22 protein-coding genes are annotated in these 24,327 nt (G+C 72.6%); 8 read left to right on the top strand and 14 right to left on the bottom strand.

Annotated features, from left to right (window positions below; all coding sequences use genetic code 11):
• Positions 1 to 2: 2 nt before the first annotated feature.
• The 3 genes from ACZ60T_RS02915 to ACZ60T_RS02905 form a co-directional block, all read right to left on the bottom strand.
• Positions 3 to 1,565: an alpha/beta hydrolase gene (locus ACZ60T_RS02915; protein ID WP_469663884.1), complete on the bottom strand. Its 1,563-nt coding sequence runs from the start codon at positions 1,563 to 1,565 to the stop codon at positions 3 to 5.
• 109 nt (positions 1,566 to 1,674) lie between these two features.
• Entirely contained in the window at positions 1,675 to 2,541 is an 867-nt protein-coding gene (locus ACZ60T_RS02910) for a helix-turn-helix domain-containing protein (RefSeq protein ID WP_469663882.1), read from the bottom strand.
• Between the two features lie 16 nt (positions 2,542 to 2,557).
• Complete coding sequence (locus ACZ60T_RS02905; RefSeq protein WP_469663880.1) at positions 2,558 to 3,388, bottom strand: alpha/beta fold hydrolase; 831 nt, start codon at positions 3,386 to 3,388, stop codon at positions 2,558 to 2,560.
• 298 nt (positions 3,389 to 3,686) lie between these two features.
• On the opposite strand from ACZ60T_RS02905, the gene ACZ60T_RS02900 reads away from it, so the two are divergent.
• On the top strand, positions 3,687 to 5,141 hold the full coding sequence (locus ACZ60T_RS02900; protein ID WP_469663878.1) for a hydrolase: 1,455 nt from the start codon (positions 3,687 to 3,689) through the stop codon (positions 5,139 to 5,141).
• Positions 5,142 to 5,298: 157 nt separating this feature from the next.
• On the top strand, positions 5,299 to 5,691 hold the full coding sequence (locus tag ACZ60T_RS02895) for a BlaI/MecI/CopY family transcriptional regulator (protein WP_469663876.1): 393 nt from the start codon (positions 5,299 to 5,301) through the stop codon (positions 5,689 to 5,691).
• 68 nt (positions 5,692 to 5,759) lie between these two features.
• On the opposite strand, the gene ACZ60T_RS02890 is transcribed toward ACZ60T_RS02895, so the two are convergent.
• Both ACZ60T_RS02890 and ACZ60T_RS02885 read right to left on the bottom strand, forming a co-directional pair.
• On the bottom strand, positions 5,760 to 6,212 hold the full coding sequence (locus ACZ60T_RS02890) for a GNAT family N-acetyltransferase (RefSeq protein ID WP_365630271.1): 453 nt from the start codon (positions 6,210 to 6,212) through the stop codon (positions 5,760 to 5,762).
• Between the two features lie 58 nt (positions 6,213 to 6,270).
• Positions 6,271 to 6,786 (bottom strand): mycothiol transferase, encoded by a 516-nt coding sequence (locus ACZ60T_RS02885; protein WP_365630274.1) that lies wholly within the window; start codon positions 6,784 to 6,786, stop codon positions 6,271 to 6,273.
• Between the two features lie 142 nt (positions 6,787 to 6,928).
• Between ACZ60T_RS02885 and mgrA the strand changes: the two genes are divergently transcribed.
• Entirely contained in the window at positions 6,929 to 7,921 is a 993-nt protein-coding gene (gene mgrA / locus ACZ60T_RS02880; RefSeq protein WP_469664737.1) for an L-glyceraldehyde 3-phosphate reductase, read from the top strand.
• A 196-nt stretch (positions 7,922 to 8,117) separates the two neighbouring features.
• A complete protein-coding gene (locus ACZ60T_RS02875) occupies positions 8,118 to 10,628 on the top strand; it encodes an ATP-dependent Clp protease ATP-binding subunit (protein ID WP_469663874.1) in 2,511 nt (836 codons plus the stop codon).
• 37 nt (positions 10,629 to 10,665) lie between these two features.
• Here ACZ60T_RS02875 and ACZ60T_RS02870 read toward each other — a convergent pair whose 3' ends face one another.
• Positions 10,666 to 11,052, bottom strand: coding sequence for a nuclear transport factor 2 family protein (locus tag ACZ60T_RS02870; RefSeq protein ID WP_365630280.1), 387 nt, complete (start codon positions 11,050 to 11,052; stop codon positions 10,666 to 10,668).
• Between the two features lie 330 nt (positions 11,053 to 11,382).
• Between ACZ60T_RS02870 and ACZ60T_RS02865 the strand changes: the two genes are divergently transcribed.
• On the top strand, positions 11,383 to 11,793 hold the full coding sequence (locus ACZ60T_RS02865) for a hypothetical protein (protein WP_365630283.1): 411 nt from the start codon (positions 11,383 to 11,385) through the stop codon (positions 11,791 to 11,793).
• Positions 11,794 to 11,809: 16 nt separating this feature from the next.
• Here the strand turns inward: ACZ60T_RS02865 and ACZ60T_RS02860 are convergent, their stop codons facing one another.
• The gene (locus ACZ60T_RS02860) at positions 11,810 to 13,057 is read right to left on the bottom strand and encodes a streptophobe family protein (RefSeq protein ID WP_469663872.1); all 1,248 of its coding nucleotides are present in this window, start codon (positions 13,055 to 13,057) and stop codon (positions 11,810 to 11,812) included.
• Between the two features lie 186 nt (positions 13,058 to 13,243).
• On the opposite strand from ACZ60T_RS02860, the gene ACZ60T_RS02855 reads away from it, so the two are divergent.
• Both ACZ60T_RS02855 and ACZ60T_RS02850 read left to right on the top strand, forming a co-directional pair.
• Positions 13,244 to 13,669 (top strand): helix-turn-helix domain-containing protein, encoded by a 426-nt coding sequence (locus tag ACZ60T_RS02855; RefSeq protein ID WP_469663870.1) that lies wholly within the window; start codon positions 13,244 to 13,246, stop codon positions 13,667 to 13,669.
• A 123-nt stretch (positions 13,670 to 13,792) separates the two neighbouring features.
• On the top strand, positions 13,793 to 16,240 hold the full coding sequence (locus ACZ60T_RS02850; protein ID WP_469663868.1) for a SpoIIE family protein phosphatase: 2,448 nt from the start codon (positions 13,793 to 13,795) through the stop codon (positions 16,238 to 16,240).
• 19 nt (positions 16,241 to 16,259) lie between these two features.
• On the opposite strand, the gene ACZ60T_RS02845 is transcribed toward ACZ60T_RS02850, so the two are convergent.
• Genes ACZ60T_RS02845 through ACZ60T_RS02815 form a run of 7 tightly spaced genes read right to left on the bottom strand, consistent with a single transcriptional unit; the run spans position 16,260 to position 23,789 of the window.
• Positions 16,260 to 16,904, bottom strand: a complete 645-nt coding sequence (locus tag ACZ60T_RS02845; protein WP_469663866.1) for an SRPBCC family protein — start codon at positions 16,902 to 16,904, stop codon at positions 16,260 to 16,262.
• Positions 16,905 to 16,958: 54 nt separating this feature from the next.
• Positions 16,959 to 18,071, bottom strand: coding sequence for an XdhC family protein (locus tag ACZ60T_RS02840; protein ID WP_365630299.1), 1,113 nt, complete (start codon positions 18,069 to 18,071; stop codon positions 16,959 to 16,961).
• Between the two features lie 15 nt (positions 18,072 to 18,086).
• Entirely contained in the window at positions 18,087 to 19,226 is a 1,140-nt protein-coding gene (locus ACZ60T_RS02835; RefSeq protein WP_469663864.1) for a vWA domain-containing protein, read from the bottom strand.
• Between the two features lies 1 nt (position 19,227).
• On the bottom strand, positions 19,228 to 20,085 hold the full coding sequence (locus ACZ60T_RS02830) for an AAA family ATPase (protein WP_469664735.1): 858 nt from the start codon (positions 20,083 to 20,085) through the stop codon (positions 19,228 to 19,230).
• Positions 20,086 to 20,107: 22 nt separating this feature from the next.
• Positions 20,108 to 20,965, bottom strand: coding sequence for an FAD binding domain-containing protein (locus ACZ60T_RS02825; protein ID WP_469663862.1), 858 nt, complete (start codon positions 20,963 to 20,965; stop codon positions 20,108 to 20,110).
• Complete coding sequence (locus ACZ60T_RS02820) at positions 20,962 to 23,322, bottom strand: xanthine dehydrogenase family protein molybdopterin-binding subunit (protein ID WP_469663860.1); 2,361 nt, start codon at positions 23,320 to 23,322, stop codon at positions 20,962 to 20,964. Before ACZ60T_RS02820 ends, ACZ60T_RS02825 begins: the two co-directional genes overlap by 4 nt.
• Positions 23,319 to 23,789 (bottom strand): (2Fe-2S)-binding protein, encoded by a 471-nt coding sequence (locus ACZ60T_RS02815; RefSeq protein WP_469663858.1) that lies wholly within the window; start codon positions 23,787 to 23,789, stop codon positions 23,319 to 23,321. The genes ACZ60T_RS02820 and ACZ60T_RS02815 overlap by 4 nt, the downstream gene beginning before the upstream one ends.
• A 239-nt stretch (positions 23,790 to 24,028) precedes the next feature.
• On the opposite strand from ACZ60T_RS02815, the gene ACZ60T_RS02810 reads away from it, so the two are divergent.
• Positions 24,029 to 24,280, top strand: a complete 252-nt coding sequence (locus tag ACZ60T_RS02810; RefSeq protein WP_365630314.1) for a hypothetical protein — start codon at positions 24,029 to 24,031, stop codon at positions 24,278 to 24,280.
• Positions 24,281 to 24,327 lie beyond the last annotated feature (47 nt).

Here is a 24,327-nt window from a genome sequence, read left to right as displayed (position 1 = left end):
CCTCAGGAGGGTCGCTCCGGGCCGCAGGTGCTGCCTCCGGACGGCAGGGTGCCGTCGAGGAGGAAGGCGTTCACCTTCGCGTGGACGCAGGCGGAGGCCGGGTACCCGGTGTGGCCCTCGCCCCGGTTGTCGAGCACCACCGCCGACGGACCGAGCCGCTTCGCGGTCTCCTGCGTCCAGCGGTACGGGGTCGCCGGGTCCCCGCGGGTGCCGACGAGCAGCATCTTCGCGGTGTGGACGTCCTTCACCTTCGTCCGGATGAACTCGGTGCCCCGAGGGCGCCCGTAGCACATCAGCACCTGCGAGAGCCGGTGCGGACCGAACACCGGGGAGGCCTTCTCGTACGCGCCCCGCAGCCGGTCGAGGTCCTTGACGAGGTGGTCGGCGCTCGGCCGGTCCGGGTCGTCGGCGCAGTTGACGGCCAGCAGCGCGGCGGGGAGGTTGTCGTCGGGTACGTCCGCGGGGTCGACGAGTCTGCCGCCGGGCGCGGCGGCGGGCGGCAGGGCCACCCCGCCGCCGGAGAAGCGCATGATCCCGCTGGGGTCGTGCTCCTTCACGAGCTGGTCCAGCGCCTGCTCCAGCGCCGGCCACAGGTTCTTGCTGAACAGGGCCTGCCCGATCCCGGTGACCAGGTCCTGCCCGGAGAACGGCGCGCCCAGAGCGGTCGGTACGGGGTTCTCGTCCAGCGAGTCGACCAGCCGGACCACCTGCTTCCGGGCCGCGTGCGCGTCGTGCCCGAACGGGCAGGAGCTGTTCTTGACGCACCAGTCGAGGAAATCGTCCAGGGCGGCCTGCTGCCCGCGGGCGGCGGTGAGGCCCTGTTCCGCCAGGGACTCGGTGAGTGTGTCCACCCCGTCGAGCGCCATCCGGCCCACCTTCGTGGGGAACTGGGCCGCGTACACCGCGCCCAGGCGTGTGCCGTACGAGAAGCCGAGGTAGTTCAGCTTCTTGTCGCCGAGCGCCTGGCGCATCACGTCCAGGTCGCGGGAGACGTTGACGGTCCCCATGTGGGGCAGGACGGGCCCGGAGTGCCGGGCGCACTGCTCGGCCAGCTTCCGTATCTGCCGCAGGGCGGCCCGGGGATCGCTGCCGCCGACGGGGACACCCACCCCGTCCGTGTTCTCTCCACAGCTCACGGGCGAGGACCTGCCGACCCCGCGCGGGTCGAACGTCACCACGTCGTAGGACGTCGTCAGGTCCGAGAACGCCCCTTGGGACGCGGCCAGTTGGGGAAGGCCCGGCTGGCCGGGGCCGCCGAAGTTCAGCAGGAGCGACCCCTGGGGCTTGCCGGTCGCCGGGAGGCGGGCCAGCGCCAGGTCGAGGGTTCCGGCGGAGGGGTGCGTGTAGTCGAGGGGCACGGTCACCTTCCCGCACTCCATGTCCTTCGCCATGTCCTCGCCCTTACAGGCGGACCAGGAGATCTTCTGGTGGTAGAAGCGGGACAGCGCACGGTCGGGGTCGCCGTCGGTCGCGACCGCCGACGGAAGCGCCGTGCCCCACAGGGCCAGCGCCGCGGTCGTGGCCGCCGCCGTGGTGAGGGCACGGCGTCTGCGCATGGGCTGCATGGTGCCTCCCAGGGCGCCCCGGCCGCGAATACCGGCGACGGCCCTTCGACTCACCATAGGCGGGCCGTCGGTGGCCCGCCCGCGGGCGGGCGGGGCGTACGGAGGTGCCCTATCCTCCCGGTCGCCGGGCCGGGGCGACCTGCGGACCGCCCGTCGGCCACGCGATGTCGTCGATCGCGAGCCATGGCGCGACGGCCACGGCCGTGGGCGTGAGCCCGGTGAACGCCTTGACCTCGCGGTGGAGATGGGACTGGTCGACGTAGCCGCTCTCGGCGGCGACCCCGGCGGGGGCGTGCCCGGCCGCGAGCAGGTGGGCCGCGTGGTCGAACCGCACCAGTCGTGCGGCGTGCTTGGGCGTGATGCCGAGCTGGGAGCGGAAGCGGGCCGACAGCCGCGTACGGCTCCACCCGACCTCGTACGCCAGCCGGTCGACCCGCACGCGTCCCCGACCGGTGCGCATCCGCCGCCAGGCGTGGGCGACCTCCGGGTCGACCGGTCGGCGGGTGCCCAGCCTGCGGCCGAGGAGCTCCGCAGCGATCGCGAACCGCTCGTCCCATGACGCGGCGGCACGCAGCCTGTCCTCGTCCCGCCCGGCGTCGCGGCCCCAGACGTCCTCGAAGGCGACCGCCGTCCCGCTCAGCTCGGCCGACGCGCCGAACAGGGCGGCCGCCGCGACCGGCTCAAGGCGGATCTGGAGGCATTCGCCCATGAGAGCGCCTGCCCAGAACTCGCCGGGATGGAGCCCGACGGCGACGCTGCCGCGCCCGTGCCGGTCGGGTGTGCGGTAGACGAGGCCCGCTGTCTCGCTCAGGTCGATGAGCAGGGCGACGGACGGGTGCGCGACCATGGCGATGTCCACGGTCGCGGGGACGCGGTGGCCGAACCCGGCCATGCGCACCCCCGGCAGGTGTCCAGACGGTCGCGGGACCGCGACCTCCGCCAACGCCCAGTCGAAGGGCCTCCCAGCCGACGTCATGTCAACAGCCTAGGTCTCAGGGGGCGATGGGCGGAATCTCCGTGGCCCTCGCGGCGAAGTCCAGGAGCAACTCGCTTGTCACGTCGGGTGCTTCGAACATGGGCAAGTGCCCTACCCCGGGCAGCACTTCGATCCGGGCGTTCGGCACCGCGTCGTACTGGTGCACCGAGGAGGGTGCGTAGCGGGGCTCGGCGGCGCCGAAGATCACCAGCACGGGGACGTCGAGGACGGCGAGACGCGCGGGCAGGGTCCGCTCGGTGAGGTACGCGGCACTGCGGCGCAGCACCTTCCTGAGCGCGGGGTAGGTGGTTCTCCGTAGATCGGCGACCACGTCGTCCGGTACGTCCACGGGGCGCGCGCAGATCCTGTCGAACTGCCCGCGGATCATCGCATCCGAACGCGCCGCCCAGAGGAGCGGGCCGAGGGGCGGGGTCAACAGGGCGCGCAGCAGGAGCGGTTGGGGGAGGAGGGCGTCGAGACTGGGGCCACTGCTGATCAGCGCGAGTGACCTCGCCAGGTCGGGGCGCTGTTCGGCGAGCGCGGTGGCGAGGTAGCCGCCGCTGGAGTGCCCGGCCACGGTGACGGGGCGAAGACCGAGGTCGTCGAGCAGCGCCGCCACCCGGCCCGCCTGCACGGGTACGTCGTACGACGTCGCGGGCGGGGACTGGCCGCAGCCGGGGAGGTCGATCCGGATGACGTGATGGTGGCGGGTGAGTGCCGGGAGCACCGGGTTCCAGTACGTGCCCGCGGCACCCGAGCCATGGATGAGCAACAGGGGCGGCGCCTGCCGAGGGCCGTCGTGGACGACATGCATCCCGTGTGAGAACTCTGTGCTGTGTTCGCTCATACCGGGCATGGTGAGGGGACTGTCGGCCGCCGGTCTTGTACTTATGTCCTCGTGGACTGGGCATGGTCCAGTCGGGATCTCGTCGTGGACCAGGCGAGGGCGAGTAACTCTCCTGTTCCATCTCTCCTGTTCATCCCTACGTCTGCCATGTACCGTTCAACCGGCCGTCATCCAGGCGGCGTATGAAGAGATGTCTACGCGCGCAGACCGCCGATGTGGTCCTTCTGCGGCCCTTCGCGCGAAGACTCGGCACCCGCACCGTTCCTTCCCCCCACTTCCTCATACGGAGGTCCGTCGGATGCACACACTCGCCAGGTCCCGCCGCGGACTCACCACGGCCCTCGCCGTGTTCGGCCTGCTCACCGCGGGCGCCGCCGTCCAGGCGACCGCGGCGGCGCCACCCGCGCACGCGGCCACGGCCGCCACTCACCGCGTCCTGTTCGACAACGCCCACGCCGAGACCGCGGGCAACGCCGACTGGATCATCTCCACCAGCCAGCCCGACCCCCTCGGCCAGAACCCCTCCCCGTCCGCCGAGAAGGACTGGACCGGGGCGCTCTCCTCCTGGGGCGTCGCCCTCCAGAAGACGGGCGACTACAGCCTGAAGACGCTGCCTTCGGGCTCCAGCCTCGCCTACGGCGGCTCGTCCGCGACCGATCTGTCGAACTTCGACACGCTCGTCCTGCCCGAGCCCAACACGCTGTTCACCACGGCCGAGAAGACCGCCATCATGACGTTCGTCAAGAACGGCGGCGGCCTCTTCATGATCTCCGATCACAACGGCTCCGACCGCAACAACGACGGCGCCGACTCGGTCAAGATCCTCAACGACCTGATGACCAACAACAGCGTCGACTCCACCGACCCGTTCGGCTTCTCCATCGACGTGCAGAACATCAGCTCCGACTACCCCACCGCCATCAGCGACAGCGGTGACCCGGTCCTGCACGGCTCCTTCGGCACCGTCACCAAGAGCCTGATCGCCAGCGGCACCACCGCCACGCTCAAGCCCTCCGACAACTCCTCCGTCAAGGGCCTGGTCTACCGCACCGGTTACTCCGGCAACACGGGTGCCTTCTTCCTCACCAGCACCTTCGGCAGCGGCCGGGTCGCGTTCTGGGGCGACAGCTCGCCCATCGACGACGGCACCGGCCAGTCCGGCAACACGCTCTACGACGGCTGGAACGACTCCGGAGCCACCAACGCCGCTCTCGCCCTCAACGCCACCGCCTGGCTCGCCGGGACGGGCGGCAGCAGCGGCGGTGGTGGCGGCTCCACCTCCTGCACCGCGGCCCAACTCCTCGGCAACAACGGCTTCGAGTCCGGCAACACCGTCTGGAACGCGAGCAGCGGTGTCATCACCAATGCGACCGGGGAAGCCGCCCGCACCGGCTCGTACTACGCCCGGCTCGGCGGCCACGGCTCCGCCGCCACCGACACGCTCTCCCAGCCGGTGACCATCCCCTCCGGCTGCGCCGCGACCCTGAACTTCGCCCTGCACATCGACACCGCGGAGACGACGACCAGCACGGCGTACGACAAGCTCAGCGTCCAGGTTCTCAACTCCTCCGGCACGGTCCTCGGCACCCTGGCCACGTACTCCAACCTCGACGCGGCCTCCGGCTACACCCAGCGCAGCTTCGACCTCAGCGGCTACGCCGGGCAGACCGTCACGGTCAAGTTCACCGGCACCGAGGGCTCCAAGCTCCAGACGTCCTTCGTCATCGACGACACGGCGCTCAACGTGAAGTGACCGATGTGAAGTCGTGAAGTGACGAGCGGGACACAGCGGCGGGCCGACATCCATGTCGGCCCGCCGTGTCGTGGGGCCGCCGCCCGGACCCCGGAGACTACTCTTCTGTAGACGCTCTACAGGGGGTGTGGCGACGGCAGGCGAAGGAAGGGTTTCCATGACCGAAGCGAAGGGCGAGCGGCGCCCGGCGGGCGAGCTGGAGGCCGGTGTCATGGCCGCCCTGTGGGCCGCGGACGCCCCCCAGACCCCCGGCCAGGTGCAGCGCAGCCTCGGGGCCGGTCTCGCCCGTACGACGGTGGCGACGATCCTGTTCCGGCTGCGCGCGAAGGGTGCCGTCGACCGCAGGCGCCAGGGCCGTGGCTATGCCTACCTGCCCGTCCAGGACGCCCATGGGCTCACCGCGCGCCGTATGCACACCGAGCTGGACCGGGGCGGCGACCGGCACACCGTGCTGGCGCGCTTCGTCGCCCAGTTGAGCGAGGACGACGAGCGCGTCCTGCGCGACCTGCTGGAACCCGGGAACGCCGGGAGCGACGCGGGGTGCCACTGAGGGGCGGGGCCCTCGCCCGTACGGCTTCCTGTCAGGCGTCCGTCAGCGGGTCAGGTCCTCGTACATCATCAGGTCAGGTCCCCGTTCAGGTCCTTGTACATATGGACGTCCTCCGCCCCGCCGGGGATGCCCGGGGTCCTGCCGGTCTCGACGTATCCGTGGCGTTGGTAGAACTCCGGCGCCTGGAACGTGAACGACGACACGCACACACGGTCGCAGCCGCGTCGTCGCGCCTCTTCCTCGGCGGCGAGAAGGAGCTTGCTTCCCCACCCTTCCCTGCGGCTCTCCTTGCGGACCCAGAGCATCTCGATGCCCAGCAAGCCGCCCCAAGTCCAGGCGGACAGGCCCCCGATGAGTTCACCACCGCCGTCGACGGCCTTCACCGAGAGCGTGCCCTCGTCGGCGGCGGTGGTCCCGGTGGCGGGGAAGTTGATCTCGTCCAGTCCTTGGGACAGGCGTTCGTTCAGCTCGGGGTCCTTGTGGCCGATGGTCAGCGCCGTGGCCGCGTAGTCATGTGCCATGCCGCAGAGCATGGCATCACCCGCCGTGCCGACCGAGCGCCGCGCCGTAGCGGGTCCGCTACGGGACGGCGCTCTGGAGCAGCCCCCGCGCATAGGCGGCCTGGCCGACGTGCTGGAGATCGTCGGACAGGACGCTGACCAGGCGTACGCCGAGGGTGACCGGCGGGTCCCAGCCCTCGTCCACGACACGCTCGAGGTCCTTGGCCTGTAGCCCGCGCAGGAAGCCGAGCGTCTGCTCGTGCACGGCGTCGTAGTAGCCGGTGAGCAGATCGCCCGACTCCACCCGTACCTTGGCGACCTTGTGCGGGTCGTGGCCGTACCCCGTGTCCTGCCGGGGCAGACCGAGCCCGAAGCGCCGCTCCCAGCCCTGCGCGAGCCAGACCTGGTCCAGGCCCGCGGCATCGGCGACGTGATCGTCCTGGACCCGGGTGAGATGCCAGACGAGCCACGCGAGGGAGTTGGTCTCGTCGGTGGGCCGGGCGTTCAGCTCCTCCGGCCCGAGACCGTCGACGGCGGCATGGACTTCTTCCCGGATGCGGCCGTACGCGTCGATGAGGATGTCCTTGGCATGCATGGCTCCAGCTTCACCCATCGCGGCCCCGGGCGCCGCCCGGACGCGCGTCGCGTCGGTCGGATGTGGGGCGACGACTGGACTGGTGTGCGGGTGGCAGGCGAGAGTGGGGCGTCGTCCTGAAACGTCCTATCTGGAGCGCATGTTGTACACGGCAGATCCCGCCCGCTACGAGGCCATGCCCTACCGTCGCACCGGACGCAGCGGTCTGAAGCTGCCCGCGCTGTCGCTCGGGCTGTGGCACAACTTCGGCCCCGACCGCCCGGTGCGGACACAGCGGCAGACCCTGCGCCGCGCCTTCGACCTCGGCGTCACCCACTTCGACCTGGCCAACAACTACGGCCCGCCGCCCGGCGCCGCCGAGTCCGCCTTCGGCGACGCGCTGAAGGCGGACTTCGCGTCCTACCGTGACGAGTTGGTCATCTCCACCAAGGCCGGCTACCTCATGTGGCCGGGCCCGTACGGCGAATGGGGCTCCCGCAAGTACCTGCTCTCCTCGCTCGACCAGAGCCTGAAGCGGATGGGCCTCGACTACGTCGACATCTTCTACTCGCACCGCCCCGATCCCCAGACCCCGCTGGAGGAGACGATGGGCGCCCTGCACACGGCGGTTCAGCAGGGCAAGGCGCTCTACGTCGGCATCTCCAACTACTCGCCGCAGCAGACGCGTGAAGCCGCCCGCATCCTGGGGGAGTTGGGCACCCCGCTGCTGATCCACCAGCCGCGCTACTCGATGCTCGACCGCGCCCCGGAGGACGAAGGGCTGCTCGACGCGCTGGAGGAGCTTCAGGTCGGCTCCATCGTCTTCTCGCCGTTGGCACAGGGGCTGTTGACGGGCCGCTACCTCGACGGGATACCGGCGGGCTCGCGGGCCGCGAGCGAGAGTCCGTTCCTCAGTGCCGACACACTCACCGAGGAACTCGTGGGCAAGCTGCGCGCGCTCGACGAGATCGCCAAGTCGCGCGGCCAGTCGCTGGCGCAGTTGGCCCTGGCCTGGGTGCTGCGCGGGGGACGGGTGACCTCGGCCCTCGTCGGTGCGAGCAGCCCGGAGCAACTGGAGGACAGCGTCGCGGCGATACGCAACCTGGACTTCGACGCGGAGGAACTGGCGCGGATCGACGCGATCATCAGGCCGTGACGCGTTCGCTCGTGCGGTCGTGACGCGTTCGTTCGTGCCGTAGAGAGGCGGGTGGCCGATCATCTATGGGTCGGCCGCCTCGTACGGGGTGCGGTTGTGCCCTTGCGTGACCTGGCGAAGACTGGTCGGGGTAGGGGCAATCGACTACGGCGGGCGCCGCGCGGCCGTGTGTCGCCCGCCGGACGGGTGGTCAACCGTGACGATCTCACCCTTCGGGTCGGGCGACCCGTTCTCCGACCTCTTCAACCGCTTCTTCGGCATGAGCCCGGCGACCTCGCCACCGGCCGTGCAGCGCGTCCCCATCGGCCGTCTCCTCAGCGACTCCTCGCAGGAGCTGCTCGCCGCCGCCGGGGGCCGGGCCGCCGAGGACGGGTCCGATCTCGACACCGTGCATCTGCTGTGGGCCGCCACCCAGGTGCCGACCGCCCGCCAGATCCTGGAGCAGGCCGGCGCGGACCCGGACCGGCTCGCCGCCGAGCTCCAGGAGTCGCTGCCCACCGGGACCGGTACCGGAGAGCCCGCGCTCACCCCGGCGGCCAAGCGCGCCCTGCTCGCCGCCCACGCCCGCTCCCAGGCGGCCGGTGCCTCCTACATCGGCCCCGAGCACATCCTCGCCGCGCTGCTGGAGGATCCGCGCTCCCCGCTCACCCGGACGCTGCGGGCCGAGGGTGCCTCGCCCGGCACGATCGGCGGGGCGGCCCGGGACGGGCGGACGGACAGCGCTCATCCCGACACCCCGACGCTCGACCAGTACGGGCGGGATCTCACCGACGAGGCGCGCGGCGGCCACCTCGACCCCGTGGTCGGCCGGGCCGACGAGATCGAGCAGACCATCGAGGTCCTCTCCCGCCGGACCAAGAACAACCCGGTGCTCATCGGCGACCCCGGCGTCGGCAAGACGGCGATCGTCGAGGGGCTGGCGCAGCGCGTCGTCGCCGGAGAGGTCCCCAAGGCGCTGCGCGACCGCCGGGTCGTCGCGCTCGACATGGCCGGGCTGGTCGCCGGGGCGCAGTACCGGGGCCAGTTCGAGGAGCGGCTGAAGAAGGTCATCGAGGAGGTCACCCAGGCCAAGAAGGGCATCATCCTCTTCCTGGACGAGCTGCACACGGTCGTCGGGGCGGGTGCCACCGGCGAGGGCTCCATGGACGCGGGCAACATCCTCAAGCCCGCGCTGGCCCGCGGTGACCTCAGTGTCGTCGGCGCCACCACCATCGACGAGTACCGCAAGCACATCGAGAAGGACGCCGCGCTCGAACGCCGCTTCCAGCCGGTCATGGTGCCCGAGCCCAGCGTCGAGGAGACGGTCGAGATCCTGCGCGGGCTGCGCGACTCGTACGAGGCCCACCATCAAGTCCGGTACACCGACGAGGCGTTGGACGCCGCGGCCGCCCTCTCCGACCGCTATCTCAGCGACCGGTTCCTGCCCGACAAGGCCATCGATCTCATGGACCAGGCCGGTGCCCGGGTCGGGCTGCGCAGTGTCGGCGGCTCCACCGAGACCGCCGAGCTGGAGGACCGGCTCACCCGGCTGCGCCGCGAGAAGGACGAGGCGGTCAGCACTGAGGACTTCGAGCGCGCGGCCGAACTCAAGCGCGAGGTGGGCGAGTTGGAGGAGCGGCTCGGCGCGGTCGGCGAAGGCGGGGAACCGACGCCCGCCGTCACGCCCGAGGACATCGCCGAGGTGCTCTCCGCGCGCACCGGCATCCCGGTCTCCCAGCTCACCGAGACCGAGCGCGAGCGGCTGTTGAAGCTGGAGGAGGTCCTGCACGAGCGGATCATCGGGCAGGACCAGGCGGTCACCGCCGTCTCCCAGGCCGTTCGCCGTGGCCGGGCCGGTATGGGCGACCCCGACCGGCCCACCGGCAGCTTCCTCTTCCTCGGCCCCACGGGGGTCGGCAAGACGGAACTCGCCAAGGCGCTGGCGGAACTCCTCTTCGGCGACCCCGACCGGATGGTCCGCTTCGACATGAGCGAGTTCCAGGAGAAGCACACCGTCTCGCGCCTCATCGGCTCCCCGCCCGGCTACGTCGGCTACGAGGAGGCAGGGCAGCTCACCGAGGCGGTGCGCCGCAAGCCGTACAGCGTCGTGCTGTTCGACGAGGTGGAGAAGGCCCATCGGGACGTGTTCAACCTGCTGTTGCAGGTCCTGGACGACGGACGGCTCACCGACGCCAAGGGGCGCACGGTGGACTTCCGCAACACCGTCGTCATCATGACCAGCAACATCGCCTCGAAGCGCATCCTGGACCACCGGGGTGACGTCGAGGAGATCAGGGACGATCTGATGGCGGACCTCCAGGCGCACTTCCGCCCCGAGTTCCTCAACCGGATCGACGAGGTCATCGTCTTCCACGCGCTGGGCCGCGAGGAGTTGGTGCGGATCGTCGACCTGCTCCTGGAGGGCAGTCGGCGCAGGCTGCACGCCCAGCGGATCGGCCTGGAGGTCACCGAGGCGGCCAAGGACTGGCTGGCCGACCGCGGCTACCAACCCGAGTTCGGGGCCCGGCCGTTGCGCCGCACGATCCAGTCCGAACTCGACAACCGGCTGTCGAACATGCTGCTCGAAGGCGCGCTCAACCCGGGTGACACGGTCGTCGCCGATGTCGCGGACGACGCGCTGGCCCTCAGCCTGAAGGCACCCGAGACGAAGGGTGCCGAGACCGGTGAGACCGGTGCGCCGGGTGGCTCGGAAGGCTGCGAACGCTAGCCATCGAGCCACCCCTGCCACCCGGTGAGGTGTCCTCCTAGACCGCGCCCGCCGGAACGCGGTCCAGGAAACCGTGGACGGTGAGGATGCGACCGTCGTCGTCCAGCTTGAGCACGTCGAAGCCCGCGACGGGCGCCGAGCCGTCGGCCCCGTTCACCAGCTCCCAGGTGAAGCGGGCGATGTCGTGGTGCCCGTCGACCGTGCCCGACAGCTTGAAGGAGAAGCCCGGGAACTGCGCCTGCGCTCCCGAGATCGCGGCGACGAGCTGCTCGTGGCCGCTGACCTCGACCAGCGGGTCGGTGTAGCTGCCGTCCGGGGTCCAGGCGGCGGCGACCGCCTTGGTCAGGGTCTCGGGGTCACCGGCGTTCCACGCCTCGAGGTAGCGGGCAACGGCGGACTCGTAGCGGTCGTTGACTGCGGACATGGGGATCAGCCTCCATCGAGGGCGTAGGTGCGGTTCATGCGCCGGATCCCGGGGGTGTTGTGCCCGCCGTGTTCCGACATCCATAACCATGCCCGGCCGCCGCCGGAGCGTCGATTACCTCCGGGGTAAGGAGGGAACGAACTGGTGCGGGCGACGCGAGCCGTGAACATGTCAGGAGACTGGCCGAAATCACATGGTGACAGAGCGTCAGGAGTGGCGATACTCGAGGGACAGGGTGATTCGGCCACGGCCGAAATGCGCCACCGTACGCATCGGTTCGGGTCGCCCCCGTGCACAGCGAGTGAACGAGCAGCGCGATGGGGAGCGATCGTGCACGACGAATTCCTGTGTCATGTGACGGCCTACGGTGTCTGCGGCGGCCGGCGTATCGGTGTCCCGCTCGGCACCTATCGTGCTCCCACCCTGGCCCTCGCCCTGTGGTGGATGCGGGACCGCGCCTCCTGGATCGCCGAACGGCTCGACCCGGACCCCGGCAACCCGCTCTTCCCGCCGAACTCCATCGCTCCCGTCGCCGACACCGTCCCCGATGTGCCGGGCATGCTGCGCGCCTGGTGCGGTGACGTGGGCCAACAGGAGCGCATCGCCGAGGAGTTGGCCGCCGGTCGGCTGGTCCGCGTCGCCACCCGGGACGAGACCACCGAGTACGAACTGCTCGCGGAGTCGGTGGACGCGCTGCGTATGCAGAGGGTCGTTCCCGCGCTCTCGACCCCGGCCGCCTGACCGCGCGGAACGCGCCTCAGCCCGCCCGGATCCGTCGGCGTACCCCTCGCGCGAGCAGTGCGCCGACGAACCCGGTGGCCAGTCCCCACACCGCGGCCGCCCCGAGCGCCGTCCCGAGGTCCGGGGTCAGGAACAGGACACCGGACAGTCCGCCGCCCAGGTCGCCGATGCCGATGAGTGACAGCCCGTAGTGCGCCGAGACGCGGCCGGTCAGACAGATCATGAGGACGGTCAGCGCCAGCGCGACCGCCATGCGTACGGCGTGCTGCCACAGCCGTGTCCGTGCCGGTGAGCGCGCCGCCATCACGTACGCCGCCGCGAGCAGCAGCACGGTGTTCACGGCCACGAGCCACCACACCCGGCCGTCATGGGCGGCCAGCGTGCGCAGATTCAGCGTCGCCGTGCCCGGTGTCCGCAGCACCTCGTCGAGCGGACGCGGCATGGGCAGCGCGAACGGCCCGTCCACGCGCCCGTACCAGGTGGCGCCCAGCCCGAGGGTGAGGATCAGCCATACGAGGTTGGGCAGCCCCAGCAGGATCACCGCGAACGTCTCGGCCGGGTGCCCGCGCGTCGCCGCCACGACCAGCGCGATGACGCCGCCCACGGCCACGTAGGCGAGCAGCAGGGCCACCATGGCGTACGCGGCCGGGCGTACCGGTTCCCGGAGGCGCGACAGCCGGTTCGGCAGCGGTGCGCCGCGTGACACCAGCAGGGCGAGGAGCAGCACGCCCGCCAGCCACAGCATGCCGAACAGCACAGTGAGGGGCAGGTCCGTCGCGTAGCCGATGCGAGGGGAGATGCCGAGCAGGTCGCCGATGTCGCCGAGCGGGATCGTGAAGATCTGGCGGGCCGCGAGCGCGAGCCCGATGAGCGCGGGCAGCCACAGGGCGGCGATCCGGGCGGCCCAGCCCGCCAGTTCGGCCGCCCCGGTGACGGCCCCGTGCCGCAGTGGGCGCAGGAAGCCCGCGGCGATGATCAGGGCTCCGGCGAGCGTCACCGACAGCGGCATCACCGTGAGCCCCGCGCGGGTGTCGGCGAGCGTGCCGGCTTCGCCCGCCAGCCGCACACTGCCGCCCACCGCGGCTACGACCGAGGCGACGACCACCCGGGGGAACCCGTTGTCGGGAAGACCGGTGCCTCCCGCCGCCCACAGCCCGAGCGCGGCGACCACACCCATACCGACCAGCCCGGCCACCACCGTCACGAGGGCCTGCGGCCACCCGTGCGGGGCGGCGACCCGGCCGGGCGGGGGCGAAGCGTTCACAGGGCCACGCTAAGCAGCCGGTACGGACGCCGCCTTCCGGCGGACCCGTCAAGGGGCGTGGCGCCGTCCTCCCGTGGGCGGACACCCGCATCCCAACTCGCTCCGGACCCCCGGCCGTTGCGGAGATTCACCCAGGGCGGAACGCCGAGCCCTTCCCGTGGCGCGCGTGGTCCCTAGGCTGGGAGGGTGAGCAACCATGTGCCGAACGAAGCCCGTGTCGTCCCTCTCCGCCCGCGGACCGCGCCGCCGCACGGCGGTGTGCCGCCCCGTACCCCGCAGCAGCGGCCCGCCCGGCGGGAGCCGCTCTGGCGCGACCTGGTCGGCGAGGCGCTGCGCCGTGAGCGGCTCGCCCAGGAGCGCACGCTCAAGGACGTGGCGGAGCAGGCCCGGATCTCGATGCCGTACCTGTCCGAGCTGGAGCGCGGCCGCAAGGAGGCCTCCTCGGAGGTCCTCGCCGCCGCCGCCCGCGCCCTCGGCCTGGACCTGTCCGACCTGCTCTCGCTCGCCCAGGACGAACTGGTACGGCACACCCGTGCCGACGCGGTGAGCCAGGGCCGTGTCGCCCGTACGACGCCGACGGCGCGGTACGGCGGTCTGCGCCTGGCCGCCTGACCGGGCGCGGGAGCCCGCCCCGAGGGCCGGGCGACAAGGGTGTCCCGCGGGGGATGAGCACACGTACGGGTGGGATTGGTTCACAGGGCTGCGCGAGCGACGTGGACGCGCTGTAATTGCAGTGTGAGCAGTGAGGGCGCTGCGGGGCGCGGAACGAGGCCGCCACGTGCGGAACTTGCCCTCAGGACGCTCACGGACCAGCTCGACCAGGTCGACCCCCGCGAGCGCCTGCGGCGTGTGCTCGAACAGGCGCTCGTCTTCACCGCGGCGAGTCTGGCCGCCGTGTACATCCCGGACGAGGACGGTCACCATCTGTACCTGGCCGAGTCGGCCGGTGTGCCGAGGGCGCTGTACGGGCTGCGCGACGCCTACCCCCTCTCCGGCGGAGCACCCGCGGTGAAGGTGCACCACTCCGGGCGGCCTCTGTGGCTCACCCCCGAGGACCTGACCCGCCGCGCCGACGCCCGACGGCTGCCCGCCAGGGACTTCTCCCTGGGGGTGCTGCCGCTGCGCGACGGCGGCTGCCTGGCCGCCGTCAGCGACCGCCCGGACGGCTTCGACGCCGAGGAGCGTGCGTGGCTGCGGCGCCTGGCCGACGCCGTCGCCAGCCCCGCGCCGGTCACGGCCGAGACCGGGAACCTGCCCGGCAACGCCTTCAGCCTCGCCGTGGACTCCGGCCGGGTCGAGGTCGACGACGGGATGCTGGAGCTGTTCGGGATCGACCCGCACCAGTTCGACGGCACGCTGGAATCCCTGCTCGCCCAGACCGTGCCCGAGGACCTGCCCTCGCTGATGTCCGTGGTCGAGGCCGACCACATGGCCATCGGCGACCGCGAGCTGGAGTTCCGCATCCTCCAGCCCTCCGGCGAGCCACGGTGGCTGCGGCTGCGCGGGCATCTGGTGCCCGCCGCGGACGGCCGCCCGGCGCGGCTCGTCGGCACGGTCGCCGACGCCTCGAAGGAACGCCCCGCCGTCAGCGACGTGACGCGCGTCCAGCGGCTCGCCGCGGCCCTCGCCACCGCGGGCACCGTCCGCGACGTCAGCCGGGCCGTCGTCGCCGCCCTGCGCACCCCGCTGCAGGCCGACCGCATCGCGCTCGCCGAGCTGGAGTCCGACCGGCTCGTCGTCACCGTCCTGGACCCGCCCGAACCGGAGGCCTGGCCCGAGCTGTGGCGCGCCGAGTGGCGCTCGGAGTGGCCCGACGCCCCCGTGCGCGCCATGCCGACCCTCGCCGCCGCGCTGCGCGAGGGCCGGGCCGCGGTCTGGTCCGGCGGCACGACCCTGGAGCCCCCGCTCGCGGAGGTCGGACCCGGCGGCCTCGCCGTGCTGCCGCTGCCCGCTGGCAAGCGCACGGCGGGGGCGTGCCTGATCGGCTGGGACAGCCCGCACGACTTCGACCCCGACGAGCGCGCCCTGCTCACCGCCGTGGCGGGTCTGGCGGGCCAGGCCCTGGCGCGCGCCCGCGCCTTCGACGCCGAGCACGAACTGGTCGGCATGCTCCAGCGCGCCCTCCTGCCGCGCCGCCTGCCCCGGCTGCCGGGCGCCGTCGCCGTGGCCCGCTATCTGCCCACCACCGCGGACCTGGAGCTGGGCGGCGACTGGTACGACGTGATCCCGCTGCCCGACAACCACGTCGCCCTCCTCATCGGCGACGTCCAGGGCCACAGCGCGGGCGCCGCCACCCTGATGGGCCAGATGCGCACCGCCCTGCGCGCCTACGCCGTCGAGGGCCACCCCCCGGACGTCGTCGTCTCCCACGCCAACCGGCTCCTCGTGGACATGGAGTCGGACCTCTTCGCCACCTGCTGCTACGTCGACGTCGACATGGAGCAGGGCATCGCCTGGTACGTCCGCGCCGGGCACCCCCCGCCCGTCCTGCGGTACCCGGACGGCAGTACGGAGATCACCGAGTCGGACGGCGGACCGCCGCTCGGCGTCGTCGCCGAGGCCGACTACCCGATGAGTCAGCTACGGCTGCGACCCGGCACGCTCGTCGCCCTGACCACGGACGGCCTGGTCGAGTCCGCCGAACTCGACATCGAGGACGGTCTCGCACGCCTCGCGGACGACCTGGCCGCGGCCGACCCGGCGTACCCCGGCCTCGTCGCGGACGCCCTGCTCGCCGGGGCCAACCGCAACGACGACGTGGCTCTGCTGCTCATGCGCTACGACGGCCTGGCGGTGCGCCCGCTGCGCGAGAGCTGGACGGTGTGGCGCGTCCCCGAGGCGGTCCGGCACGCCCGCCGCTTCACCCGCCGCGCCCTGCGCGCCTGGGGGGTGACGCGGGAGCCCGACACGGCGCTGCTCGTCGTCTCCGAACTCGTCACCAACGCCCTCGTCCACACCGACGGCCGGGTCCGCCTCGACCTCACGCTCGTCGACCAGCGGCTGCGCGTCGCGGTCGCCGACGCCTCACCGCGTACGCCCGTCAAGCCGACGAACATCGGCTGGGAGGCGACCGGTGGCCGCGGCATCCTGCTCGTCGAGGCCCTGTCCACCGCGTGGGGCACCCTCCCGGTCAGCGGTGGCAAGCAGGTGTGGGCGGACGTCGCCCTGGCACCTTCCTCCTGAGGCGCGAGCCAGGCACGGCTCAGGCCCGGCGGCAGCAGGAGCGGCGGAAGCGGCGTACCACCAGACACGCCAGCGCGACCGCCGCCACGGCCGCCACCGGGCCCGCGAGCCGCTTGGCCACCGGCACGCCCGCCGTGCGCAGCAGATCGATCGACTCGGCGGGCGCGGCCTGTTCGGTGAAGACGGGCGCCGCGGGCTCGGCCTGAGCCGCGGCGCGCTGCTCGTCCAGCCGCCGCGCCAGACAGTCCGCGAACTGGCCTACCAGCTTGTCTCCGACCTCCGCCAGCACACCGCGCCCGAACTGCGCCGGACGGCCCGTCACGGTCAGGTCCGTGCGCACCGAGACGCTGGTCCCGCCGCCGTCGCCCGGTACGAGCGTGGCCGTCACCGTGGCCCGCGCGGTGCCCTGCCCCCGGGTCTCCCTGCCGTTCGCGGCCAGCACCATCCGGTACGCCGTCTCGTCCTGCTCCTCGAAGACGGCCGTGCCCCGGTAGGTCACGGTGACCGGGCCGACCTTCACCTTCACCGACCCGGTCACGGTCCTGCCGTCGTACTCCTCGACCGTCGCGCCCGGCATGCACGGCGCGACCCGCTCGATGTCGAGCAGCGTCCGCCAGGCGTCCTCGACCGGGACCGGGACCGTGAACTCGTGGTGCAGTTCCATCGTTTCGTCTCCTCCTCAGCGCGATGCCTCTGTGCGATGCCTCTGTGCGATGCCTCAACGCGATGTGTGACCGGGCGGGTGGATCGCCCCACCCGTCGCGGTCAGGGGCGTGCCGCTGCCGCCCCACCGCAGGGACACGATCTCGGCGGCGACGGACACCGCGACCTCCTCGGGCGTGCGCGCCCCGAGGTCCAGGCCGATCGGCGAGCGCAGCCGGGCGAGTTCGGACTCCGTGAGCCCCGTCCCGGTCAGCCGCTTCATCCGGTCGTCGTGGGTACGGCGGCTGCCCATCGCCCCGATGTACGCGGCCGGCCGGCGCAGCGCCTCCTCCAGCAGCGGGACGTCGAACTTCGGGTCATGCGTCAGGACGCAGATCACCGTGCGGTCGTCGGTGTCCGTGCCCCGCAGATAGCGGTGCGGCCAGTCCACGACCACCTCCACGCCCTCGGGGAAGCGCTTGGGGGTGGCGAAGACCGGGCGGGCGTCGCACACCGTGACCCGGTAGCCGAGGAAGGAGCCGATCCGGGCGACCGCCGCCGCGTAGTCGATGGCGCCGAAGACCAGCATCCGCGGCGGTGGCGCGAAGGAGTGCAGGAACACGCTGACCGCGTCCTCGCGCCGCTCGCCGTGCGGGCCGTAGTGCCGCAACCCGGTGGCGCCGAGGGCGAGTTCGCCTCGCGCGTCGGCGGTGACCGCGGCGTCCAGACCGGGGGAGCCGAGCGAGCCCGCCACCTCGTCGGGCCACACCGCGCGCGAGGCCCCGCGCGGCGCGGGACCGTCGAGCACCGTCGCCACGGTCACCGGACGCCCCACGGCCACCGACTCGGCCACCGCCGCGAACGAGACGTCCTCCTCGGGCGTCACCCGGCGTACCAGGAGCGTGATCTCGCCGCCGCAGGTGAGCCCCACGGCGAACGCGTCCTCGTCGCTGTAGCCGAAGGTCTCCAGCCGGGCGGTGCCCGACTCGACGACCTCCTGGGCCAGTTCGAACACCGCGCCCTCGACACAGCCGCCGGAGACGCTGCCCACCACCTCGTCGCCGGGCCCGACGGCCATCGCCGCCCCCGGCTCGCGCGGCGCGCTGCGGCTGACCGCGACGACGGTGGCCAGGCCGAACGGGGCGCCCGTCACATACCAGCGGTGCAGCGCCGGAAGGATCTCACGCATCACGCGCTCCCTCGGTCACGGTTCTGTTCCTCTCGATGCTCCCTGCGCCACGGTGGCTCCGCGCACCACGGCCGCGAGCCGCTCCAGCGCGGCCAGGCTGTGGCCCGCCACGAACGCGTCCACGCTCGGCAGCGCCGCCGCCATGCCCGCGGCCAGGGGCGCGTAACCGGGGCGCGCCTTGCGCGGGTTGGCCCAGACCACCCGGTGCGCGAGCCGGTGCAGTCGGCGCATCTGCGCCCCGAGCAGGGCCGGATCGCCGCGCTCCCAGCCGTCCGACAGCACCACCACGATCGCGCCGCGCGCCATGCCCCGCTGCCCCCACCGGTCGAGGAAGGCGCGCAGCAGTTCGCCGAGCCGGGTGCCGCCGCGCCAGTCCGGCACGGCCGCCGCGACCTGCGCCAGGGCCGCCTCGGGGTCCCGGTGCGCCAGTTCGCGGGTCACCCGGGTCAGCCGGGTGCCGATGGTGAACACCTCGGTCCGGCCGCCGCGCACGGCCGCGTGGGCGAAGCGCAGCAGCGCGTCCGCGTACGGGGACATGGAGCCGCTGACGTCCACCAACAGGACGACGCGCCGGGGCCGTTCGGTGCGGGCGTGCCGTCGTGGGCGCGCGGGCTCGCCGCCCCGGCGCAGCAACTCCCGTACCGTGCGCCGGGGATCGAGGTCCCCGCGCCGGGCCGGACGGCGCCGTGCCGTGCGCCGCGCCTCGCCGCGCAGCGTGAACGCGGCGAGCAGGCGCCGCAGTTGCTCCCGCTCGGCCGCGGTCAGCCCGGCGAAGTCACGGTGGCGCAGGATCTCGGTACGGCTGGCGAGCGCGGGTGCCGCGAGGCCGTCCTCGGCCCCGGTGGCCGTACCGGGAAGGGGACTTGGCGCCCGGACGGCCGCCACCCGCAGGCGCGGTGGGGGAGCCACGCGGGTCCTTCCGGGGACCGGGCCGCCCCCGAAGTAGGCGCCGAACACCCGCTCGTAGCGCTCCAGGTCGTCCCGGCCCGCGCACAGCGTGAGCCGTCCCGCCCAGTACACATCGGAGCGGACGCCGGGCCGCAGCGCGTCGAGTGCGCGCAGGAAGACCTGGACGCGGTCCGGTCCGGCGTCGACGCCCGCCGCGCGCAGGGCGCGGGCGAACCCGACGAGCACGGCGGGCGCGTCGACGTCCATGTCACACCCCGCGTGCCGCGAGGATCGCCGACAGGTCGAGCCCCCGCGCCCGCTCCAGGTCCTCCCGGTACTTGAGCACCGACCCCAGCGTGGTCACCGCCAGTTCCGCGTCCACCTCCGTGGCGCCGAGCGCGTCCAGCGCCCGCGCCCAGTCGATCGTCTCGGCGACCCCCGGCGGCTTCACCAGGTCCTCGGCGCGCAACGCCTGCACCAGCGTGGTGACCTGCTCCGCCAGCCGGGCCGTCACCTGCGGCAACCGCCGCCGCACGATGGCGAGTTCGCGGGCGAAGCCGGGGTGGTCGAACCAGTGGTAGAGGCAGCGGCGCTTGAGCGCGTCGTGCACCTCCCGCGTGCGGTTCGACGTCAGCACCACCACGGGCGGCTCCTTCGCGCGCAGCGTGCCCAGTTCGGGGATCGTGACCGAGAACTCCGACAGCAGCTCCAACAGGAACGCCTCGAACTCGTCGTCGGCGCGGTCGATCTCGTCCACCAGCAGCACACAGGGGTGGGTCTCCAGGGCCTTGAGCAGCGGGCGGGCGACGAGGAACCGGCGGTCGTACAGCTCGCCCTCCAGCCGGTCCGGATCCCGGACCCCGGCCGCCTCCGCCGCCCGCAGATGCAGCAGTTGGCGCGGGAAGTCCCAGTCGTACAGCGCCTGGGAGGCGTCGATGCCCTCGTAGCACTGGAGCCGGATCAGCGGGGCGTCGAGTGCCGTCGCGAGGGCGGACGCGAGCGCGGTCTTGCCCACGCCCGCGTCGCCCTCGCAGAAGACCGGCCGGTGCAGCCTGAGGGCCAGGAAGCAGGCGACGGCCAGCCCTTCGTCGACGAGATACCCCGTCTCCTCCAGGCGTGCGCGCACCTCCTCGGGCCCTCTCACGCGCTCACTCCCCTCCCGCCGCGGCCAGCACCGCCCGCCGGGTGAGCACCCGGGCGAGATGGGCGCGGTACTCGGGCGTGGCCGACGGGTCAGAGGAGGGGCGGGTGCCCTCGGCCGCCGACGCGGTGGCGCGCGCGACGGCGTCCGCCACCGCCGGGACCCCGGCGAGCGCCGCCTCGGACGCGGTGGCCCGCAGGGGCGTGGCGCCCATGTTCGTCAGCCCGATCCGGGCCTCGGCGATGTGCCCGTTCTCGCGCCGTACGAGCGCCGCCACACCGACCACCGCCCAGGCCTGGGCGACCCGTTGGAACTTCTCGTAGTGGAAGCCCCAGCCCTCCCGCTCGGGGACCCGCACCGCCACGAGCAACTCGTCGGGCCGCAGCGCGCTCTGGAGGTAGTCGACGAAGAACTCCCGGGCCGGGACGGTGCGTTGACCCTGCGGTCCCACCACGACCAGCTCGGCGTCCAGGGCGAGCGCCACCGCCGGGAGATCACCGGCCGGATCGGCGTGCGCGAGCGACCCGCCGAGGGTGCCGCGATGCCGTACGGCCGGGTCGGCGACGGTCCGGGTGGCCGCCGCGAGCAGGCCCGCGTACCGGCCCACCAGCGGGTCGCGGATGATGTCGTGGTGCGTGGTCAGGGCGCCGATCACCAGCGTGTCGCCGTCCTCGCGCACCCCGCTCAGACCGGGGATCCGGCCGATGTCCACGACCAGTTCGGGGAAGGCGAGCCGAAGGCGCAGCAGCGGCAGCAGGCTCTGCCCGCCGGCCAGCACCTTCGCCTCGTCGCCCGCCTCGGCGAGGGTCCGTACCGCCTCCTCGACGCTTGCCGGACGGGCGTAGTCGAATGCCGGGGGGATCATGCCGACGCCTCCTCGATGGCCTGCCAGACCCGCTGGGGTGTACAGGGCATCGCCACCTCGGTGACGCCCAGCGGACGCAGCGCGTCCACGATCGCGTTCACGACCGCCGGGGTGGCCGCGATGGTCCCGGACTCGCCGACCCCCTTGGCGCCCAGCGGGTTGGAGGTGGCGGGCGTCTCGGTGCGGTCGGTCACGAAGTCGGGCAGGTCCACCGCCGACGGCACCAGGTAGTCGGCCAGGGTGCCCGACACCAGATTGCCCTCGTCGTCGTACACCGCCTCCTCGTACAGGGCCTGCCCGATGCCCTGGGCGACCCCGCCGTGCACCTGCCCCTCCACGATCATCGGGTTGACGACCCGGCCGACGTCGTCCACGCACACGTACGAGCGGATCGTCGACCGCCCGGTCTCCGTGTCCACCTCGACCGCGCACAGATGCGTCCCGTGCGGATAGGAGAAGTTCTCCGGGTCCATGACGTGCTCGGCGTTGATGGTGGGTTCCATGCCCTCGGGCAGGTCGTGCGAGGAGAACGCGGCGAAGGCGATCTCCTGGATCGTCGTCCGCGCCTCGGGCGAGCCCTTGACCGAGAACACCCCGCCCGCGAAGTCCAGATCGTCCTCGTCGGCCTCCAGCAGATGCGCGGCGACCTTGCGGGCCTTGCCCACCACCTTCACCGCGGCCTGGTGCACGGCGGCCCCGCCGACGACCAGGGAACGCGACCCGTAGGTGTCCATGCCCTGCGGGGCCGCCTTCGTGTCGCCGTGCACGACCTCCACGTCCTCGAACGGCACGCCGAGGACGTCCGCGGCGATCTGGCTCCAGGACGTCACATGCCCCTGCCCGTGCGGGCTGGTGCCCGTGACCACCTCGACCTTGCCGGTGGGCAGCATCCGGATGCTCGCCGCCTCCCAGCCACCCGCCCCGTACCGCAGATCGCCGAGGACCCGGCTCGGGGCGAGCCCGCACATCTCCGTGTACGTCGACACGCCGATCCCGAGCCGCACCGGGTCCCCGCGCTCATGGCGCTTCTGCTGCTCCGCGCGCAGGTCGTCGTAGCCGAACAGCGCGAGCGCCTTGTCCGTCGCCGCCGCGTAGTCACCGCTGTCGTAGGTCAGACCCGCGATCGACGGATAGGGGAACTCCTCGCGGCGGATCCAGTTCCGGCGCCTCAACTCGATGGGATCCAGGCCGAGTTCGGCGGCCAGCTCGTCCATGATCCGCTCGATGGCGAAGGTCGCCTCCGGGCGCCCCGCGCCCCGGTAGGCGTCCGTGGGCGTCCGGGTCGTGAACACACCGGTGCAGGTGAAGTCGTACGCGTCCATCTTGTAGATGCCGGGGTACATGAACGCGCCCAGGATCGGCACGCCAGGGGTGACGAGCATCAGATACGCGCCCATGTCGGCCAGCAGATCCACCTTCAGGCCGAGCAGCCGCCCCTCGCGGGTCGCCGCGATCTCGACGTCCTGGATCATGCCCCGGCCGTGATGGGTCGCGAGACAGCCCTCGGAGCGGGACTCGGTCCACTTCACCGGGCGCCCGAGGCGGCGCGCCACGGCGAGGGCGAGCGCCTCCTCCCCGTACACCTGGAGCTTGGAGCCGAAGCCGCCGCCCACGTCGGGGGCGATCACGCGCAGCTTGTGCTCGGGGATGCCGGTGACCATGGCGAGCATGATCCGCAGGATGTGCGGGATCTGCGTGGTCGAGTGCAGGGTGTACTCACCGGACGCGGGCAGCGGGGTGACCACGACGGCGCGCGGCTCCATCGCGCTGGGGATCAGGCGCTGTTGGCGATAGCGCCGGGTCAGGACGACGTCGGCGCGCTCCTTCACGCGCGCGTAGTCCTCGCCGGTGGCCAGCGGCCAGACGTAGCAGCGGTTGGTGCCCTTGTCGGCGTGGACCAGCGGGGCGTCCTCGGCGAGCGCCGCCTCCAGGTCGAGCACGGGCGGCAGGGGCGTGTAGTCGACCTCGATCGCCTCCAGCGCGTCGGCCGCCGTGTACCGGTCGCGGGCCACGACGACCGCCACGGGATCGCCCGCGTACCGCACCTCGTCGACGGCGACCGGCGGATGGTCGGGCATCACGATGTCCTCGGTCACCGGCCAGGCGCACGGGAGCGAGCCCAGCCCCTCGGCGAGATCACGCCCGGCGAACGCCGCGACGACACCGGGGCGTTCGAGCGCGGGGGAGACATCGACCCGGTCGACGCGGGCATGGGCCATGGGGCTGCGCAGGATCGCGAGATGCAGCAGCCCGGTGAGCTGGATGTTGTCGGTCCAGGTGGTCTGCCCGGTGACGAGCCGGGCGTCCTCCTTGCGCAGCCGGGCCCGGCCCACCTCCCGCTCGGTCGCCTCGGTCATGACGCGACCTCCTGCCCGGCGGCGGCCAGCACGGCACGCACGATGTTCTGGTACCCGGTGCACCGGCAGAGGCTGCCCTCCAGGGCGTGCCGCACCTCGTCCGCGGTCGGGGCGGGGTTCTCACGGAGCAGATCCCGGGCCGCCATGATCATGCCGGGGGTGCAGTATCCGCACTGGAGCGCGTGCCGCTCGCGGAACGCCGTCTGAAGCGGATGCCACGCGTCCCCGCGGGCGAGCCCCTGGACGGTGGTCACCTCGCTTCCGTCGGCCTGGACCGCGAGCACCGAGCAGCTCTTGGCACTCTCCCCGTCCAGATCGACCGTGCAGGCACCGCAGTTGGAGGTGTCGCAGCCGACGGGGGTCCCGGTGAGCCCCAGCCGGTCCCGCAGATAGTGCACCAGGAGGAGGCGGGGCTCGACCTCGTCCTCGTACGTCGTGCCGTCCACCTTCACCGAAATACGGGTCATGTGTGCCCTCCCAGAGAGCCGGGTGAGGGGTGCAGTCGGTTTACGTGACCTGCGTCACTGTAGAGCCGGGCGTCGGGGCGGGGCGAGTGGCACGACAGCAATGGCCGACGGCGTACGGCTGTGGCCGGGGGCGCACTGCTGTGACGGGAGTCGTAAACGCTGTCGACCCGGTGCGCCCTCTCGGGTGAGCGGGGACCGGGTGCCGTGACCGCCGATGGGCCGGTGGAGTTGTTGAGGGCATGATCTCAACACGACGCATCGTCGCCGCCGTCGGTCTCGCCATGGGTGTCACGGGTCTGGCCGCGCCGCTGGCGACCGCCGCTCCCGTCGCCCCCGTCGGGGCCCAGGACACGGCGAACCCGGTCGCCCTGCTCGACTCGATCTCCCGCACGGGCATCCCGCCGGAGCACCAGAACAAGATCCCGCGGCCCTCGGCGGGTCTGAGCAAGGCCACCGACCTCGTCGCGCCCCTCACGGGACGCCTGACCTGACCGACCGGCGCTCCGCGGGAGCACGTGCCCTCCGCCCCCGGACCCTT

It is taken from the genome of Streptomyces sp. NPDC104371, from assembly GCF_055583785.1.
Note: the sequence above shows the minus strand (reverse complement) of the source record. Positions and strands in the feature narration are given on the sequence as shown.